17 protein-coding genes (1 of these 17 only partly in view) are annotated in these 18,239 nt (G+C 59.5%); 11 read left to right on the forward strand and 6 right to left on the reverse strand.

The features are described 5' to 3' along the window. From AGR13A_RS12690 to AGR13A_RS12705, 4 genes are all read left to right on the forward strand, one after another. Positions 1-421 carry the 3' portion of a TetR family transcriptional regulator gene (locus AGR13A_RS12690; protein WP_080835991.1) on the forward strand. The gene continues 239 nt to the left of window position 1, outside the view, so 421 of the gene's 660 nt are visible here — the last part of the coding sequence; the start codon falls outside the window, past its left edge; its stop codon occupies positions 419-421. Positions 422-620: 199 nt separating this feature from the next. Continuing rightward, positions 621-1,823, forward strand: coding sequence for an efflux RND transporter periplasmic adaptor subunit (locus AGR13A_RS12695; RefSeq protein ID WP_080835992.1), 1,203 nt, complete (start codon positions 621-623; stop codon positions 1,821-1,823). Between the two features lie 53 nt (positions 1,824-1,876). Continuing rightward, a complete protein-coding gene (locus AGR13A_RS12700) occupies positions 1,877-4,966 on the forward strand; it encodes an efflux RND transporter permease subunit (protein ID WP_035221469.1) in 3,090 nt (1,029 codons plus the stop codon). 149 nt (positions 4,967-5,115) lie between these two features. Then, a complete protein-coding gene (locus AGR13A_RS12705; protein ID WP_080835994.1) occupies positions 5,116-6,558 on the forward strand; it encodes an efflux transporter outer membrane subunit in 1,443 nt (480 codons plus the stop codon). Positions 6,559-6,674: 116 nt separating this feature from the next. On the opposite strand, the gene efp is transcribed toward AGR13A_RS12705, so the two are convergent. Beyond that, positions 6,675-7,244 (reverse strand): elongation factor P, encoded by a 570-nt coding sequence (gene efp / locus AGR13A_RS12710; protein ID WP_003492258.1) that lies wholly within the window; start codon positions 7,242-7,244, stop codon positions 6,675-6,677. 251 nt (positions 7,245-7,495) lie between these two features. Here efp and epmA point away from each other — a divergent pair, with 251 nt between their 5' ends. The 3 genes from epmA (at position 7,496) to AGR13A_RS12725 (ending at position 10,191) form a co-directional block, all read left to right on the forward strand. Next, the gene (epmA, locus tag AGR13A_RS12715) at positions 7,496-8,560 is read left to right on the forward strand and encodes an EF-P lysine aminoacylase EpmA (protein ID WP_080835996.1); all 1,065 of its coding nucleotides are present in this window, start codon (positions 7,496-7,498) and stop codon (positions 8,558-8,560) included. Beyond that, complete coding sequence (locus tag AGR13A_RS12720) at positions 8,557-9,621, forward strand: lysine-2,3-aminomutase-like protein (protein WP_080836000.1); 1,065 nt, start codon at positions 8,557-8,559, stop codon at positions 9,619-9,621. The genes epmA and AGR13A_RS12720 overlap by 4 nt, the downstream gene beginning before the upstream one ends. Before the next feature lie 378 nt (positions 9,622-9,999). Continuing rightward, a complete protein-coding gene (locus AGR13A_RS12725) occupies positions 10,000-10,191 on the forward strand; it encodes a hypothetical protein (protein WP_003492264.1) in 192 nt (63 codons plus the stop codon). Positions 10,192-10,565: 374 nt separating this feature from the next. On the opposite strand, the gene AGR13A_RS12730 is transcribed toward AGR13A_RS12725, so the two are convergent. Both AGR13A_RS12730 and AGR13A_RS12735 read right to left on the reverse strand, forming a co-directional pair. Beyond that, positions 10,566-10,802, reverse strand: coding sequence for an Lrp/AsnC ligand binding domain-containing protein (locus AGR13A_RS12730; protein WP_035222062.1), 237 nt, complete (start codon positions 10,800-10,802; stop codon positions 10,566-10,568). A gap of 118 nt (positions 10,803-10,920) precedes the next feature. Further along, positions 10,921-11,832: a LysR family transcriptional regulator gene (locus tag AGR13A_RS12735; RefSeq protein ID WP_080836003.1), complete on the reverse strand. Its 912-nt coding sequence runs from the start codon at positions 11,830-11,832 to the stop codon at positions 10,921-10,923. A gap of 130 nt (positions 11,833-11,962) precedes the next feature. Here AGR13A_RS12735 and AGR13A_RS12740 point away from each other — a divergent pair, with 130 nt between their 5' ends. The 4 genes from AGR13A_RS12740 to modC all read left to right on the forward strand — a co-directional run bounded on the left by AGR13A_RS12740 (position 11,963) and on the right by modC (position 16,002). Next, the gene (locus AGR13A_RS12740; protein WP_080836005.1) at positions 11,963-13,246 is read left to right on the forward strand and encodes an NAD(P)/FAD-dependent oxidoreductase; all 1,284 of its coding nucleotides are present in this window, start codon (positions 11,963-11,965) and stop codon (positions 13,244-13,246) included. A gap of 130 nt (positions 13,247-13,376) precedes the next feature. Further along, positions 13,377-14,168 carry a molybdate ABC transporter substrate-binding protein gene (gene modA, locus AGR13A_RS12745; protein ID WP_080836007.1) on the forward strand — a complete coding sequence of 264 codons (792 nt, stop codon included), beginning with the start codon at positions 13,377-13,379 and terminating at the stop codon, positions 14,166-14,168. 53 nt (positions 14,169-14,221) lie between these two features. Further along, positions 14,222-14,929: a molybdate ABC transporter permease subunit gene (gene modB, locus AGR13A_RS12750; protein WP_080836009.1), complete on the forward strand. Its 708-nt coding sequence runs from the start codon at positions 14,222-14,224 to the stop codon at positions 14,927-14,929. After that, the gene (gene modC, locus AGR13A_RS12755; RefSeq protein WP_080836011.1) at positions 14,926-16,002 is read left to right on the forward strand and encodes a molybdenum ABC transporter ATP-binding protein; all 1,077 of its coding nucleotides are present in this window, start codon (positions 14,926-14,928) and stop codon (positions 16,000-16,002) included. The genes modB and modC overlap by 4 nt, the downstream gene beginning before the upstream one ends. Here modC and AGR13A_RS12760 read toward each other — a convergent pair. The 3 genes from AGR13A_RS12760 to AGR13A_RS12770 form a co-directional block, all read right to left on the reverse strand. Next, on the reverse strand, positions 15,971-16,366 hold the full coding sequence (locus AGR13A_RS12760; RefSeq protein WP_080836013.1) for a winged helix-turn-helix domain-containing protein: 396 nt from the start codon (positions 16,364-16,366) through the stop codon (positions 15,971-15,973). The genes modC and AGR13A_RS12760 overlap by 32 nt on opposite strands. A 3-nt stretch (positions 16,367-16,369) precedes the next feature. Continuing rightward, entirely contained in the window at positions 16,370-17,374 is a 1,005-nt protein-coding gene (locus AGR13A_RS12765; RefSeq protein ID WP_080836015.1) for a P1 family peptidase, read from the reverse strand. Positions 17,375-17,462: 88 nt separating this feature from the next. After that, a complete protein-coding gene (locus AGR13A_RS12770) occupies positions 17,463-18,236 on the reverse strand; it encodes a thiazole synthase (protein ID WP_080836017.1) in 774 nt (257 codons plus the stop codon). Positions 18,237-18,239 lie beyond the last annotated feature (3 nt).

The raw sequence follows: 18,239 nt of genomic DNA on the forward strand, positions 1-18,239 counted from the left end.
CGTCTTCGAACAGATCGGCGTGTTCGAGCGGGACATTCGGCCGCTCGACAAAAGCCATGCACCGATTTCAAGGCTGCGCCATCTCACCCACACCCTGATGGAACAGCACCATCAGGATCTCAACGACAATCCTTACATCTTCGAAATGATCCTGATGACGGCAAAGCAGGACATGAAGTGCGGCGACTATTACAAATCCGTCATTGCAAACCTTCTGGCCGACATTATCCGTGACGGTATCGATGCGGGAATCTATGCCCCCGCCGATATTCCGCCTCTGTCGAACACCGTGCTCCACGCGCTTACAAGCGTAATCCATCCCGTCCTCCTGGCACGGGAAGACATCGGCAATTTAGCAACACGTTGCGATCAACTCGTCGATTTAATCGATGCGGGATTGCGCAATCCGCTTGCTAAGTGACGATTCCCAATTTACGTCACCTTCTCGCAATTGCTTGCGAAGCGCTAAAGCCTGCGCTTCTATGCGCTTGGCGGTCCGGACAGAATGAGCGAATCGGGTCCCTGTAAGACCTTCGCCTGTCGTGTCTGTTTCCGGGACGCGCATCCGCCGAGCGACATTGCGCTTAAAGTTGAATGCGACCCATACGCAGGGAAGAACAATGAGCCGACGTATTTTACCCCTATTTGCTTCTCTGTGTGTAACCGCGGTTCTGGCGGGATGCAGCGATGGCGGCGAGAGCGGCCAGGCCGCTGGCCAGGGCGCCGAGCGCCCACCTTCTCCGGTCAGCATCATCCTGATGAAGACCAGCGAATATCCCCTGACCACCGTTCTTCCCGGCCGTGCCAGCGCGTTCCAGACGGCGGAAATCCGTCCGCGCGTCACCGGCATCATCCGCGAAATTCCCTTCAAGGAAGGCAGCGAGGTCAAGCAGGGCGATGTTCTGTACCAGATCGAGGACAACACCTATCTGGCGGAAGTGGCGCAGGCCAAGGCAAGCGTGGCGAAGGCCGAAGCAAGCGTTCCAAGCGCCGAGGCGAACCTTGCCCGCTACGAGCGGCTGGTCAACAGCGGCGCAACGCAGATCGAATATGAAAACGCCAAGGTGACGCTGCTGCAGGCTCAGGCCGATGTGGCCCAGACCAAGGCGGCGCTGGAAACGGCTGAAATCAACCTCGATCTCACCAAGGTCCGCGCGCCCTTTGACGGCATTACCAGCGCGACCGCCTTCAGCATCGGCAACGTCGTGACGGCAAACCAGACGACCGCCTTGACGACGCTGCGCCGCATCGATCCGATCTATATCGATCTGATGGAATCCAGCATCAATCTCCTGCGTCTGAAAAAGGCGATCTCGTCGGGCCAGCTTGGCGGCGATACGAAAGAAACAGGTATTCACCTGACCCTGGAAGACGGCACCGAATACAAACATGACGGCAAGATCGACATGTCCGACATGGCCGTGAGCGAAACCACCGGCACCTTCTCCATCCGCGCTCTCTTCGAGAACCCGGACGATCTCCTGCTTCCCGGCACCTATGTCCGCGCCACGCTGACCATCGGCAAGGAAAAGGGTTTCCGCATTCCCCAGCGCGCGGCAAGCCGCAACGCCAACGGCGAACTGACCGCAAAATTCGTCTCGGCGGAAAACAAGGTGGAAACCCGCACCTTCCCGTCCAGCCAGCAGTCGGGCAATGCCTGGCTGGTAACGGAGAACGTCAAGGATGGCGACAAGCTCATCGTCGACGGTTTCCAGTGGATTGCCGACGGTGCGACGGTCGCACCGGTTGAAGTGACCATCGACGATCGCGGTATCGTCGTTCTGCCGCAGCAAGCTCAGCCTGCCGCCGCCCCCACGAAATAAGCATGAGCACGAAACCCCAGGTCGAAGCTCGTAAAAGGTAAGGCAGGACTGCCATGGCCCATTTCTTCATCCGGCGCCCCGTGTTTGCATGGGTTATCGCCATCGTCATCATGCTGGGTGGCGCCCTTGCGATCTGGACGCTTTCCATTTCGCAATATCCCGATATTGCCCCGACGACGGTACGCGTCAGCGCGACCTATAATGGCGCGAGCGCCGAGACCGTCGAGAAATCGGTGACGACGATCATCGAGGACGGCATGACCGGCCTTGACGACCTCACCTATATGACCTCGTCATCCTCCACCGGCAGCGCCGAAGTGACACTGACCTTCGGCAACAGCATCATGCCTGACATCGCGCAGGTTCAGGTGCAGAACAAGCTGCAGCTCGTCCAGTCGCAATTGCCCGATACCGTGCAGCAGCAGGGTATCCAGGTCAGCCGCTCCACATCGAGCATTCTGATGGTGGGTGCGCTGATCTCGACCGACGGCAAACGCAATTCGGCCGATCTCGGCGACGTCTTCTCCTCGCGTGTCGAAGACCAGATCAAGCGCCTCGAAGGCGTGGGCAGCATCAACGTCTTCGGTTCCGAATATGCGATGCGCATCTGGCTGGATCCGTTCAAGCTCAACAAGTACCAGCTGACCACGGCCGACGTGACAAGCGCCATCGAAAGCCAGAATACCCAGGTTTCGGTCGGTTCTCTTGGCGCCGTGCCCGCCGTCAAGGGCCAGCAGCTGAACGTGACGGTGACGGCGCAGAGCCAGCTCACCACCGTGGCCGATTTCGAATCGGTCATCCTGAAAGTCGAGAAGGACGGCGCAACCGTTCGCCTGAGCGACGTGGCGCGCATCGAAATCGGCCAGGAAACCTATGGTGGCGATTCCCGTTCGAACGGCCGTCCCTCTGCCGGTTTCGCGGTCAACCTCGCCACGGGCGCGAACGCGCTCGATACGGCAGCGCGTGTAAAGTCGGCGCTTTCCGCCGTCGAGGGTTCGCTGCCCGAGGGGGTTTCGATCGAATATCCCTATGACACGACACCCTTCGTGAAGCTGTCGATCGAGAAAGTGGTGCATACGCTGATTGAAGCGATCATTCTCGTCTTCGTCGTGCTTCTGGTGTTCCTGCAGAATCTCAGAGCCACCTTCATTCCGATGATCGCGGTTCCCGTCGTGCTTCTCGGCACTTTCGGTGTCCTTGCACTGACAGGATATTCCATCAACACGCTCACCATGTTCGCCATGGTTCTGGCCATCGGCCTTCTCGTCGACGACGCCATCGTTGTTGTCGAAAACGTCGAGCGCATCATGTCGGAAGAGGGCCTGTCGCCGGTCGAGGCAACCGAAAAGTCGATGGGTGAAATCACTGGCGCGATCATCGGCATCGCGCTCGTGCTGACGGCCGTGTTCATCCCGATGGCATTCTTCGGCGGATCGACGGGCATCATTTATCGCCAGTTCTCGATCACCATCGTTTCGGCCATGCTGCTTTCGGCAGTGGTCGCCATCGTTCTGACGCCGGCGCTTTGCGCCACGATGCTGAAGCCGATCGATCATCACAAGAAGCAGCGCGGACCGGGCGCTTGGTTCAACCGCGGCTTCGGCAAGACGACGGACGGTTATGTTTCCTCCATCGGCTACCTGCTGAAGCGGCCTCTGCGCGTGATGATTATTTTCGCGATCGTGATCGGCGGCTGCGCCTGGTTCTTCAGCAAGCTGCCCAGCTCATTCCTGCCGCAGGAAGACCAGGGCGTGCTGCTGACGATCATCCAGACCCCGACGGGTTCGAATATCGAACGCACAAACGAGGTGGTGAAGCAGGTCGAAAACTACTTCCGCGAAAAGGAAGCCAACAATGTCGAATCGGTTTTCGGTGTTCTGGGCTTCAGCTTCAGCGGTTCCGGCCAGAACAACGCCATCGTCTTCACCAAGCTCAAGGATTTCGCCGAGAGAACCGCGCCCGATCAACACGCAGGCGCCATTGTGCAGCGTGCGATGGGCACATTCTTCGGTTTCCGCGATGCGCAGGTGTTCCCGCTTCTGCCGCCGGCCATTCAGGGTATGGGCACATCGAGCGGTTTCTCGATGTATCTCGTGGATAGCGGCCGTAATGGCACAGAGGCACTGACGGCCACGTCCAAGGAGCTGATTGCGCTTGCGACCAGCAATCCGAAGGTCAGCTCGCTCAGAAGCGACAGCCAGGACAACGAAACGCAGATGAAGATCATTCTCGATCAGGAAAAGATGGGAGCCATGGGGGTCGATCTTTCCTCCGTGAACCTCATGCTGTCGACGATCTTTGCCGGCCGGGATGTCAACGACTTCACCCTCAACGGTGAACTCAAGCCGGTCTATGTCCAGGGTGATGCGCCTTATCGCATGCAGCCGGACGACCTGAAGTTCTGGTATGCCCGCAATACCAGCGGCGAAATGGTGCCCTTCTCCTCCTTCAGCGAGGTGAAATGGGTCAATGCGCCGCCGTCTCTCGCCCGTTTCAACGGCACGGGTGCGATCTCGCTTGAAGGCACCGCCGGCGCGGGCGTCGCGTCCGGTGATGCTATGGACGAGATGGAACGCCTGACGGCGAGCCTGCCGGGCGGTTACACCGTGGCATGGCAGGGCATCTCCTATCAGGAGCGGCTTTCGGGTTCACAGGCTCCGATGCTCTACGCGCTGTCGGTTCTGATCGTGTTCCTTTGCCTTGCAGCCCTTTATGAAAGCTGGTCGATCCCCTTCTCGGTCATCATGGCCGTGCCGGTGGGCGTCCTCGGCGCTCTGACCGCGGCCCATTTCTTCGGCCAGTCGAACGACGTCTACTTCAAGGTGGGCCTGCTCACGACAATCGGCCTTGCCGCGAAAAACGCGATCCTGATCGTCGAATTCGCCAAGGAACGGCAGGAGCACGGCTTGAGTCTGCTGGAAGCGACGCTGGAAGCGGCGAAGCTTCGCCTGCGTCCGATCATCATGACATCGCTCGCCTTCATCCTCGGCGTCGTACCTCTGGCGATTGCAACCGGAGCGGGTTCTGCTGCACAAAATGCAATCGGCATTGGGGTGCTGGGTGGTATGCTTTCTGCAACACTGCTCGGAATTTTCTTCGTTCCGTCCTTTTTCGTCATCATTCGTCGCCTTTCAAGGCGTTAACAAAACAAAAATGGGCTGTGCCAACCGTTAATACGCTGCTAGAAATGTTGCCGATTTGGCAAATGCACGTTTCTACGGCATATCGACCGCGCAGCCCATTTGTCAGCAAGCCGCGCTCGGTAAGCCAACCAGAGAATTGGGAAAACTATATGCTGTCTATTCGCGCTACTCTTCCCCTGACAATGCTGCTGCTTTCAGGCTGTGTTGTTGGACCCGACCACAAGACGCCGGAAATCCAATTGCCGGGAAAGTTTGCGGAAGCCGGAAAAACCAGTAATGGCGACATCAGCAGCGTTGCATGGTGGACTGCTTTCAACGACAGCCGTCTGAACGGTTACGTTTCCACCGGCCTCGCACAGAACCTCACCGTGATGCAGGCTATCGAGCGCATCAATCAGGCGCAGGCCCAGGTGATCGTGGACGGCGCCGGCGGCCTGCCGAGCCTGACGGGCAGTGGCAGCCACACGACCAGCGAGACCAAGGGCAGCTATCGTGACGTTCCCGTCACCAACGTGTCTTCCGGCGGCCTCAGCGTTTCCTGGTTCCTCGACCTCTTCGGCCGCTATCGCCGGGCAACGGAAAGCGCCAATGCATCGCTCGATGCCGCTTACTCCACCGTCGACGTTCAGCGCCTGACGCTGATTTCATCCGTCGCCGCTGCCTATATCGACGTGCGCTATTATCAGGAACGTCTGGCGATTGCCCGCCAGAACCTGGGCTCACGCCGTGAAACGCTCGATCTGACCAAGCTGCAGCTCGAAGCGGGTGCCGCCTCGCGCCTCGATGTCGTCCAGTCCGAAGGTCTGGTCAATTCCACGCTGTCACAGATCCCCGGCCTCGAAACCAGCTTCCGCAAGGCCGCGCATCGCATCGCGACCCTGCTCGGCATGCCGGCCTCGTCGCTCATCGCTGAACTTCAGAAGGGTGCACGCCAGCCTGTTGCCCGCGCAGTTCCCCGCACCGGCATCCCGGCTGACCTGATCCGCAACCGTCCGGACATCCGCGTCGCCGAACGTAATCTCGCCGCTGCGGTCGCCACGATCGGTGTAACCGAGGCGCAGCTTTATCCGAGCATCGAGCTTGGTGGCGCGATCACCCCGAGCTACAATTTCCTGAGTGGCGGCGGCAGGGGAACGGCCAATAGCTGGTCCTTCGGTCCGAGCCTCACCCTTCCGATCCTCGACGGTGGCAGACTCCGCGCCAATGTTGACATCGCCAACTCACAGGCACGCGAGCAATATCTCGTCTGGAAGGCGACCGTTCTCAACGCGGTGGAAGAAGTCGAAAACGCTCTGGCCGCCATCAATCGCGACCAGCGTACCGTCGACGCTCTGAGAAAGACCGTCGCCTCCTACCAGGAAGCACTGCAGCTCTCGACCGCCAGCTATCGCGATGGCGCATCGTCTCTGCTCGACGTTCTGGATGCCCAGCGCTCGGTCTCGGATGCGCAGGCAAACCTTGCCACGGCGATCCAGACGACCGCGCAGGACTATGTCTCGCTCAACGTGGCTCTCGGTGGCGGTTATGCCGTTGGCCAGCCAGCCCCGAAGAAGTCAGCCGGCCCGACCGTGGCCGCCGCGAAGGGCATGTAAGAACGGCCCAAAAAGGCAAACAAAAAGCCCGCGTCTTTCGACGCGGGCTTTTTGCTATTCAGGGCATAAAAAAAGCACCGGTGACCCGGTGCTTTTTGTTTAACCAGCCATCAGGCTCAGCTCTTGGCGCGCTCGACGTAGGAATTGTCTTCCGTCGCGATGACCACGCGAATGCCGGCATCGATATGCGGCGGAACCATGGTGCGGATGCCGTTGGAAAGGATTGCCGGCTTGTAGGAAGAAGAAGCCGTCTGGCCCTTAACGACCGGTTCCGTTTCCATGATTTCCAGCGTCACGTGGCGCGGCAGTTCGACAGCCAGCGGATTGCCTTCGTGGATGGAAAGAACGCAGGTCATGCCTTCCTGCAGATAGGCCTTCTGGTCGCCCATCGTGTCGACGTCGACAACAACCTGATCGTAGTTTTCCGGGTTCATGAAGTGGAAGCCTTCGCCATCTTCATAAAGGAACTGGAAGTTCAGGTCTTCGACGAAAGCGCGCTCGACCTGCTCGGTGGTGCGCCAGCGCTCGGAGACCTTCACGCCGTCAACGATGCGGCGCATGTCTACCTGCGTGACCGGCGTGCCCTTGCCGGGGTGAAAGTTCTGCGCGGTAAGAACGACGTAAAGCTTGCCGTCCACGTCGAGAACATTGCCCTTGCGGACGGATGAGGCGATAACCTTGACCATATGACTTCCTTGTAACTCGATGAAATGCGTCGTAAAGGACTGCGCGGCAGCACCGGCCCCGGCAGACGTTTTGTCTTTTTTCTGGGGCGCAACTACCTTAAATCCGCGCGAATTGCCAGCCTTCTACAGCAATTCGCGAAAGAGTGCCTAGCGGTTTTCCGCCCGGAATTGCTTTAAATGATGCGATCAGGCGTTTTGCGGGCCGTTTATCCGCAACAGGGCCCGCAGGGAAGACGGAAAAGAAAAGAGAAATGGGCTCGAACAACGAGACAATGTCGCCATGGTGGACGCCCGATGTTCACGCAGACCGCCGCGCTTTCCTGCTTGGACGCAATGCGATCCAGTCGGCGTTTCGCAGCCATTTCGCGCGCGCCGATTTTCTCGAAGTCGACACCGCCACGCTGCAGATTTCCCCCGGCAACGAGGCACATCTGCACGCCTTCGCCACCCAGGGCCTGACATCAGGCGGCGAGGCCGCCCCGCTCTATCTTCATACCTCGCCGGAATTTGCCTGCAAGAAGCTGCTCGCGGCCGGTGAAGAACGCATCCTCTGTTTCGCCCATGTTTACCGAAACCGGGAGAGAGGCCCCCTGCACCACCCGGAATTCACCATGCTGGAATGGTATCGGGTCGGTGAGACCTACGAGACCCTGATGAAGGATAGCGCCGACCTTCTGGCACTGGCCGCCGAGACCGCCAAGACGAAAAACTTTACCTATCGTGGCCGCAGCGTCGATCCCTTCCTCGAGCCGGAACGCCTGAGCGTTGCCGAAGCCTTCGAGCGTTACGCGGCAATTGACCTCCTCGCGACCATCGGCCGAAACGGTGAAACGGACGAACGGCATCTCGCCGCAAGCCTCACCAATGCCGGCATTCGCGTCGCCGATGACGACACCTGGGCGGATATGTTCAGCCGCGTGATTGTCGAGCGGGTGGAGCCGGAACTGGGCTTTGGCCGTGCAACCATTCTTGACGAATATCCGACCTGCGAAGCGGCTCTTGCCCGCAAATCGCCTGATGATGCGCGGGTGGCGGAACGTTTCGAGCTTTATGCCTGCGGCGTGGAACTTGCCAATGCCTTTGGCGAATTGACCGACGCCGCCGAGCAGAGGCGGCGTTTCGAAATGGAAATGGCCGAGAAGCAGCGGGTTTACGGCGAGACATATCCGCTGGACGAGGATTTTCTCGCAGCACTGGCGATCATGCCGCCGGCAAGCGGCATAGCGCTCGGCTTCGACCGGCTGGTCATGCTGGCAACCGGCGCGCCACGCATCGATCTCGTCATGTGGGCTCCCGTCGCGGAATATGGTCGATGACAAGACTTGAAACCATCAAGACACCTGAAGCGCTTCTCGAGGCCGGGCTGATCGAGGCCGAGGCGCTCGAGAGCCTTCGTGCTGTCACGCAGCGTTACGCGCTCGCCATCACGCCAACAATGGCCGGACTGGTGGACAGCCGGGACCCGCAGGACCCCATTGCCCGGCAATTCGTGCCGGATGCCGCGGAACTCGTCCATCTCCCCGAGGAGCGGGACGATCCGATTGGCGATGATGCCCATAGTCCCGTCCATGGCATCGTTCACCGTTATCCCGACCGGGTCCTTTTAAAGGCAGTGCATGTCTGCCCCGTCTATTGCCGTTTCTGTTTCCGTCGCGAGATGGTTGGGCCGCAGGGCAACGGCATGATGAGCCCGGAAGAGCTGGACGCCGCATTCGACTACATAAAAGCCAACCCGGCCATCTGGGAGGTCATCCTCACCGGCGGCGATCCGCTGGTGCTCTCCCCGCGACGCCTTTCCGATCTGATGAAGCGGCTGAAAGACATACAGCATGTCAAAATCGTCCGCTTCCACACCCGTGTGCCGGTCGTCGATCCCGACCGCATCGACGGGCCGCTGATCGAGGCGCTGAAGGCCAGCGGCAAGACCACCTATGTCGCCCTGCACGCCAATCACGCGCGCGAACTCGGTCAGGAAGCCCGAAGCGCCTGCGCGCGGTTGATCGATGCCGGCATCGCGATGGTCAGCCAGACCGTGCTTCTGAAGGACGTCAACGACGATCCGGCAGTTCTGGCCGATCTGATGCGCGCCTTTGTCGAAACCCGGATCAAACCCTATTACCTGCACCATCCCGATCTTGCGCCCGGAACCAGCCATTTCCGGCTGACGATCGAGGAGGGTCAGCGAATCGTTTCCGCCCTGCGCGGACATGTCTCCGGTCTATGCCAGCCGACCTATGTTCTCGACATACCGGGCGGCCACGGCAAGGCCACGATCGGCCGAAATGCGGCCGAAAAAACCCGCGATGGCTGTTATTCCGTCTCTGATTTCAACGGAAACGATCATATTTACCCACCGCCTGCATCTCGCGGCGATTAAAACAGGCATAAAAAGCCCGCCGCGCCGGGCTTTTTGCGGCGGCCTCTAGCGAAAACAAAAATTTCACATTTCCGCCCCTCTCCTGTCATCATAAAGAAAAATATTCTACCTATAACAATCAGCATTGATTTTAGTGGTGGTCTGGATTATCAGTGTGGAACTGGAGAACGAGTCTCCTGATTCTGGGCCAACACCAATACAGGGAGTGTGTCATGTCAAAACATATCAACATCAACGCAATCCTTGGTCTTGAGTCCTGGAATGCTGGATTTAAATCCACGTGTTCCCGCTGCTGTCGAATGTGACCTGACGGTCTCAATTTCCTGAAAATCAGTTCGACAACATGCTGTGTTAATGAGCCACAGCGGGAGTATATCTATGCAAAAGCAAGTTATTGAATTCGCTGGCGAACCCGTCGGCATCGTCATACCGGACAACGACCGGCTGAAGTTCATCGCGGTGAAGTTCCACGTTCACGATCTGGACGAACAGAAGTTCGACAGCGCAGACGACGTGCGGATTGCAATTCGCGATCTCGTGCGCAACCGGAACCTGGCTGCAGTCGCCTGATGCGGGAAAAATCTCGCCCGCTCGCAGCCCCGTCAAAACCAAAGCGCGCCACATATCAGATCCCGAATATCGGGTCGATGGCGCGCTTTTATCTTGCCTGACAATCCGTCTACTGGTCTGTCATAGGCCACCTGGGGTGTATCAATACGCCCGGCGCTGAGTTGAAATAGCTTTTCCAAATCCGAATTAGAGTGCCAAACGCCAAGCGCGCGCTCTCGAAGCTCCCACCTCTCCCATTCCTGTGCTCGTCAACAAGGAATCTAGCCAGCACAAGTCCTTGGCTGGAAAGGTCTCTCCACCATGCAGACGCGCTTAGGCTGGATTTCCGTGACAGGCGCAGAATCAGTGCCGAGCGTGTGATTTCGAAACGCGCGTCAGAACGCGGTGAAGGTCAGCGTCGTCAGCGAACGAACGATCCCCGGAATATTGACGATGTGCTGGTTGATGAACTTACCGATATCCTCTTCCTGCGGAAGATAGATTTTCAGCAACAGATCATATTCGCCGCTGGTGGAATAAAGCTCGGAAACCAGTTCCGTTTTATAGATGGCATCGGCGACATCGTAGGTCTTGCCGGGCTCGCATTGAAGCTGAACAAAAATGGGCTTCACGGACATCTCCCGTATTGGAACTTGCGGTGCATGGCGCTGTCGGCCACACGTCATGGCGCACTATTGGCTTAGCCGCGCCGGTCTTGCAATACCGCCTACCGGTTTAGGCCGAAAAGTCTCATCCGCCGCCGCCTGTCCCGACAGCGGCCTGCGCAACGATCCAGCTTCGGAAACTCTCAAGCGGAGCATACCCGGCGCGATCCGGCATGCAGGCGAGATAATAGGCCTCTTCGCTCTGCACTTCCCCCGCAACCGCCGCGACAAGCCGGCCGCTTCGCAATTCCTCCTCGATCATGAAGGAAGGAATGAGCGATACCCCAACGCCGACGCTCGCTGCCTCGGCAATCGTCGTGAACTGATCGAAAAGCATGCCATGCACATTGTCGAAACGCACATCATGGCTGCGAAACCATTGCTCCCAGGCATCCGGCCGGGTCGTCATGTGTAAGAGCGGCACATGCAGCAGATCAGCCGGCTGTGAAAGCCCGTGGCGCTGCCTGAAAGCCGGGCTGCATACCGGAACGACTTTTTCATGCATTAGAAACACAAGCTCGGTTCCCGGCCAATGCGGCAACCCGAAATGGATCGCGGCATCGACGGTATCGGTTCGGAAATCAAATAGCGATGACCGCGTCAGAAGATTGACCGAAACACCCGGATGACTGGCGATGAAATCGGGCAGGCGCGGCACCAGCCAGCGCGTACCAAAACTTGGCAGAACCCCGAGATTGAGCGTGCCGCCATCCGGATTGGCACGCAGATTAAGCGAGGCCGTTGAAATGCGCCGCAGCGCCTCGCGGATTTCCCGCGCATAACCTTCTCCCGCCCGGGTGAGCCGGATTGTCTGCCGTTCGCGCAGAAACAGCGCCACACCGAGCTGCTCTTCAAGTGCCAGGATTTGCCGGCTGACCGCCCCTTGCGTCAGGCCAAGTTCCCTTGCGGCGGCGGTTACGCTGCCGGTGCGCGAAGCGGCTTCAAAAGCCGCCAGAAGCGAAAGCGACGGCAAAAAGCGGCGCGGCGGAAGAACCATATTCCCTCACGGAATGAACTCTTGACGATATGTCGATATTCAACAGGAGTTGCAGCTTGTAAAGTCTCATAAACAAGGGCTTGCCACTCATACGAAAAACAAATGAGCTCGCCCGGGAAATGGTGGAACGATGTATAATGATACCCGCTCGCACGGTCTCTGGGAAAAGACCGCGCCGCAGCCGCCGATAACGCCCGCATTGGAAGGCGCTGCGGTTGCCGATGTCGTGATTGTCGGCGGCGGCTTCACCGGACAATCCGCCGCCCTTCATCTTGCGGAAAAGGGCGTGGACGTCGTTCTTCTCGAAGCAAAAGAAATTGGTTTTGGTGGCGCGGGCCGCAATGTCGGCCTCATCAATGGCGGCATGTGGGTCATGCCAAAGGAGCTCCCCGGCGTACTGGGTGAGACCTATGGGGAACGGCTTCTCGGTCTTCTCGGCGATGCGCCATTGCTTGTGCGTGAACTGGTGGAAAAACACGAGATCCCCTGCGAGATCGAAAAGAACGGCACGCTCCATTGCGCCGTCGGTGAGAAAGGGCTCAGCGAAATTCGCGAGCGCTGCGAACAATGGGCAGCGAGGGGCGCGCCCGTCCGCGTCCTAAATGCTGACGAAACGGCAAGGCGCACCGGCAGCACCGCCTATTCCGGCGCGCTTTTCGATACGCGCGCCGGCACGCTTCAGCCGCTTGCCTATGTACGCGGACTGGCTACCGCCGCACAGAAAGCCGGCGCGCGGCTGCACACCGCAAGCCCCGTTGTGGCGACCGAGCGCAGCGGCGGAAAATGGGTGGTCAGGACGCCTAGAGGGTCGGTGACCGCAAACTGGATCGTCGTCGCCACGGAGGCCTATAGTACCGGGCCATGGCAGATCGTCCGTGACGAGCAGACCTACCTGCCCTATTTCAACTTCGCGACCAGACCGCTCAGCGACAATGTGCGAAAGAGCATTCTGCCCGGCCGTGAAGGCTGCTGGGATACGAAGGAAATCCTGTCATCGTTCCGCATGGACAAGGCCGGCCGGCTGGTCTTCGGCAGCGTCGGCGCCCTGCGTGGCACGGGTGCCGCCATTCACCGAGCCTGGGCAAAACGGTCGCTTAAGCGGCTTTTCCCGCAGCTCGGCGAGGCGCAATTCGAGTGCGAATGGTACGGCCAGATCGGCATGACCGACAATGCCGTGCCGCGCTTCCATAAATTCGCGGAAAATGTCGTCGGTTTTTCAGGCTATAACGGCCGGGGCATCGCACCCGGCACGGCCTTTGGCAAGGTGATTGCCCACCACATTCTTGGCGACATCCCTGAGAACGAGTTACCCCTGCCCCTGACGGAGCCGAAAGCGCAGGCCTTCCGTGCGGTGAAGGAAGCCTATTACGAGGCGGGCGCGCAGATCGCTCATTTCGCTGGTGAACGCTTCTGATTCACAAGCCGAAAGCCGCCAGTGAAGGCGGCTTTTTCTTCGGCATCGATATATTCTTGAAAATATAATGATTGCCCTATAGGCCTATCGATATATTCATCAGGATATCTCGAACCCGGGGGGACACACCATGACACTCTTGCGTCGCAACTTCTTCAAAACCATCGCCGCGGCGACATCTTTCTGGATGGCGGCATCCTTTGCGGTCGTTCCCGCCCACGCCGCCGAAAAAGTCACGGTTTTTGCAGCCGCGAGCATGAAAAACGCGCTTGATGCCATCAATGCCGAATGGGCAAAGGAAAGCGGCAACGAAGCGACCGTGTCCTACGCCGCAAGCTCCGCCCTCGCCAAGCAGATCGAGCAGGGTGCGCCGGCGGACATCTTCATTTCCGCCGACCTTGCATGGATGGACTATGTCGCCGACAAGAAATTGATCGATAGTGCAAGCCGCTCCAATCTGCTCGGCAACCGCATCGTTCTCGTCGCTCCTGCCGACAAGGCAAAGACAGTCGACATCAAGCAGGGTTTCGATCTCGCCGGACTGGTCGGCGATGGTCGCCTCGCCATGGGCGCGGTCGACTCCGTTCCAGCCGGCAAATACGGCAAGGCGGCACTGGAAAAACTCGGCGTCTGGTCCTCGGTGGAGAGCAAAGTGGCCGGCGCAGAAAGCGTGCGCGCAGCGCTCCTGCTCGTATCGCGCGGTGAAGCGCCCTATGGCATTGTTTATCAGACCGATGCTGCCGCCGATCCGGGCGTGAAGATTGTCGGCACCTTCCCGGAAGACAGCCATCCGCCGATCATCTATCCGGTTGCCGTTCTTTCCGAGGCGAAATCGCCGGCGGCAAAATCCTATCTGGACTTCCTGAAGTCCGCGAAAGCGACGCCTTTCTTCGAAAAGCAAGGCTTTACCGTTTTGAAATAAGCTCCTTTCAGGCCCGCTTCCCAGCGGGCCATGAAACATGACGATTGCAGGATATGGCATTGCATTGGTGGACACTCAGCCCTGAAGAATGGACGGCGATCAGGCTCAGCCTGTGGGTGTCCTCCATCGCCATGTTCGCCAGCCTGCCCTTCGGCATCGCGGTTGCCGTGGCGCTGGCCCGCGGCCGCTTCTGGGGCAAGTCGCTGCTCAACGGCATCGTCCACCTGCCGCTCATTCTGCCACCCGTCGTTACCGGCTTTCTGCTCCTGGTCCTCTTCGGCCGCAGGGGCGCAATCGGCCAATTTCTCGATAGCTGGTTCGGCATCGTCTTTTCATTCCGCTGGACAGGGGCGGCCCTTGCCTGCGCCGTCATGGCCTTTCCGCTGATGGTCCGCTCCATTCGCCTCTCCATCGAAGCGGTGGACCGCAAGCTGGAGGAGGCCGCGGGAACATTGGGGGCGAGCCCGTTCTGGGTGTTTCTCACTGTCACCCTGCCCCTGACACTACCGGGCATCATCGCGGGCATGATCCTCGCTTTTGCCAAGGCCATGGGCGAATTCGGCGCGACCATTACCTTCGTTTCCAACATTCCCGGAGAAACCCAGACGCTGTCTGCCGCCATCTACACCTTCACGCAGGTTCCTGGCGGCGATGCAGGCGCATTGCGGCTGACCATCGTTTCGGTGGTGATTTCCATGCTGGCTTTGCTCGTCTCGGAGTTTCTGGCCCGTATCATCGGAAAACGGGTAAGCATGGAATGACGCTCTCGGTCACCACCCGCCATCACCTCGGTTCCTTTTTGCTGGACGCATCGTTTAGCTCTGAAGGCGGCGTCACGGCCCTGTTCGGGCGTTCCGGTTCCGGCAAGACCTCGATGATCCGCATCATCGCGGGTCTGCTGCGGCCCGATGAAGGGCAGGTCTCGCTGGATGGCGAATTGCTGGCCGACAACCAGAAACGGCTGTTTCTGCCGGCGCATAAGCGTCGTTTCGGCTATGTCTTTCAGGAAGCACGGCTGTTTCCCCATCTCAGCGTTGTCCAGAACCTGCATTACGGCAAATGGTTCGCCACGGAAAAGGCGAAGGACGCGAATGAAAACCGCATTGTCGAGATGCTGGGCATCGGCCATCTTTTGCAACGTCGCCCGGACAAACTTTCCGGCGGCGAAAAACAGCGCGTCGCCATCGGCCGCGCCCTTCTGTCATCGCCCCGATTGCTCTTGATGGATGAACCTCTCGCCTCGCTGGACGAGGAACGAAAGGCGGAGATCATCCCCTATCTCGAACGGCTGCGCGATGAGACGAAAATCCCGATCGTCTACGTCAGTCACTCCATCCAGGAGGTCGCCCGCCTCGCAGACCGCATCGTGGTGATGAAGGATGGCAAGGTGGAAGCACAGGGAAAAGCCGCAGACGTGCTGTCGAGACCGGATTTCAGTACTCACCTCGAAAGGCGTGAAGCGGGCAGCATCCTTTCCGGGCGCATCGAAAGTTTCGATGAAAGACATGGGCTTGCCGCCGTAAGGCTCACCTCCTCACTCCTGCAGGTTCCGGCAAAAAGCGGAAAACCGGGAATGGCGGCCAGGGTGCTGATACCAGCACGCGATGTGATGCTGGCTTTGGTAAAACCGGAAGGACTGAGCGCGCTCAACATTCTTGAAGGCCAGATTGCCGGCATCTCTGCCAGCGAAGACGGCATGGTGACCGTTCAGGTGGATTGCGGCGGCGATATCATCCAGTCGCGCATCACCGATCTGTCACGCGAACGCCTTCAGCTGGACGTCGGAAAACCCGTGCATGCGATCATAAAGTCGGCGGCTCTCGATCCGTATTAAAGGCGGCATCCGGATTGCGGTTGGCCTCGAGCCAGTCGATATCCGGGCGCAAAGCCTCGTTCATCCGCTTTTCCATGCCGCGATAGCGCCCAAGCAGTTCGGTGCCGAATGCAGTCAGGGCAGCACCACCCCCCTGCTTGCCGCCCCGCTGTGATTCGATGACCGGCTGTTTGAACATATGGTTCAGCGCGTCGACAAGCAGCCATGCGCGGCGATAGGACATATCCATCGCCCGCCCGGCGGCCGAGATCGAGCCGGTTTCGACAATCAGTTCCATCAACTCGATCTTGCCGTGCCCGAGACGCTCGCCGGGCGGAAAATCGACACGGAGAACCGGTTTCAGCGGTGGGAGTATCTCACTCATCGTTCAAAGACCCCCGCCATGCAGATCGCGATAGGCTTTCTGCGCACCGTGCTGCGGCAAAGCCGTCGCCTTATAGACACCACGTGCCACAGCCCGCGCCATGACAATGGTGGCCAGATGGCAAAGCTCGGCAAAATGGGCGCCGCCCTCGAGCGGCTTCTCGCCAGTCGCGGCCGCGAACATGGTGTCGCCATCGCTCGGCAGATGGGCGGGCAGAACGGCCCGCGCCAGCCCGTCATGGGCCATGATGGAAAGGCGGTGCGCCTGCGACTTCGTAAGAACGGCGTCTGTCACCACCGCACCGATCGTCGTCGCGGTCAGGTTCACGCCCTTCAGGCGCAAGGCAGTATGATCCGGCTCGAAACGGTCCGGAAAACGGCAATCGCCGAACTCACCCTGCACTTCAAAAGGCGCAGACCAGAAATGGCGGCTGGTTCCAACAGTTGCAGAACCGAGCGCATTGACGGCGACGATGGCCGCCACCTTATAACCGCCGGAACTGACAGCGCTTGCCGAACCAAGACCGCCCTTGAAGGTGGCGGTCGTCGCCCCCGTTCCCGCACCGGCCGTTCCAAATTCGAAGGGCTCCGCACGCGCCGCCTTGAACGCCGCATATCCCATCTCGCGATAGGGCGAATGCAGCCCCCAATCCTTGTCGCCGCCATTCAGCAGATCCATCAGGATCGCCTGCGGCACGATGGGAACGCGGGTGGACCCAACCTGCAGGCCACGGCCGATCTCGCGCAGCCCGGCCTGAACGCCGCCCGCCGCATCCAGCCCGAAGGCTGAGCCGCCCGAAAGAACGAAGGCATCCACGGCTTCAACCGTCATCGCCGGGTCGAGCAGGCCGGTATCGCGCCCGCCGGGCGCACCGCCGAGAACCGAACCGGAAGCGATAGCGGGCTTTTCAAAAACAATGGCGGTGACGCCGGAGCCGAGGGAAAGATCGGTCACATTACCAACCGAAACGCCATCGATATCCGTCAGAAGATTGTTGCGTGCCGCCATGCCGTTCCCCTTTTCTCCCGGTATCCCGCCGCCACGGGACACTGTCAACGCAAAAGGTGACATGTCCGATGACGGCGGCAGACCGCGATCAGGAGAAAACCGCCGTCCCGATAACGGGTGTCGAGGGAATGGCCATGTCTCTCGGCTCCAGCGGACCGGACAGGAATGCCTGATGGCCAGCCTCTATGGCGCGCGCGAAAGCCTCCGCCATACCAACCGGATCACCCGCGCCCGCAACCGCCGTATTGAGCAGAACGGCATCGTAGCCAAGTTCCATCACCGTCACCGCATGGGACGGCCGGCCGATACCGGCATCGACGATCAGCGGCACATCCGCAAATCGCGCCCGCATCGATTTCAGCGCCGTCAGATTGAGCGGCCCCATGGCGCTGCCGATCGGCGCGCACCAGGGCATCAGCACCCTGCAGCCAGCATCCAGCAGCTTCTCAGCCACGACAAGATCGTCCGTCGTATAGGGAAATACCTCGAAACCATCGTCACAGAGAATTTTTGCCGCTTCGACCAGCGCAAAGACATCGGGCTGCAACGTGTCGTGATGGCCGATGACCTCCAGCTTGATCCAGTTGGTCTGAAAAACCTCCCGGGCCATCTTCGCCGTCAGCACCGCTTCCTTGACCGTGTGGCAACCGGCCGTGTTGGGCAGGATGCTGCGATCCAGCTCACGGATCAGCTCAAAAAACTGGCCGCCCTTCTTGCCGCCCGCCGTCTCCCGGCGCAGTGAAATCGTCAGAATATCCGTCTTGCTGGCCCGCACAGCATCGGCAAGCACCGCCGGAGAGGGATACCGCGCCGTGCCGAGGAGAAGGCGGGAGGAGACCTCGCGGCCATAAAGCGTCAGCATGAT

It is taken from the genome of Agrobacterium genomosp. 13 str. CFBP 6927 (genome assembly GCA_900012615.1).
GTDB lineage: Bacteria > Pseudomonadota > Alphaproteobacteria > Rhizobiales > Rhizobiaceae > Agrobacterium.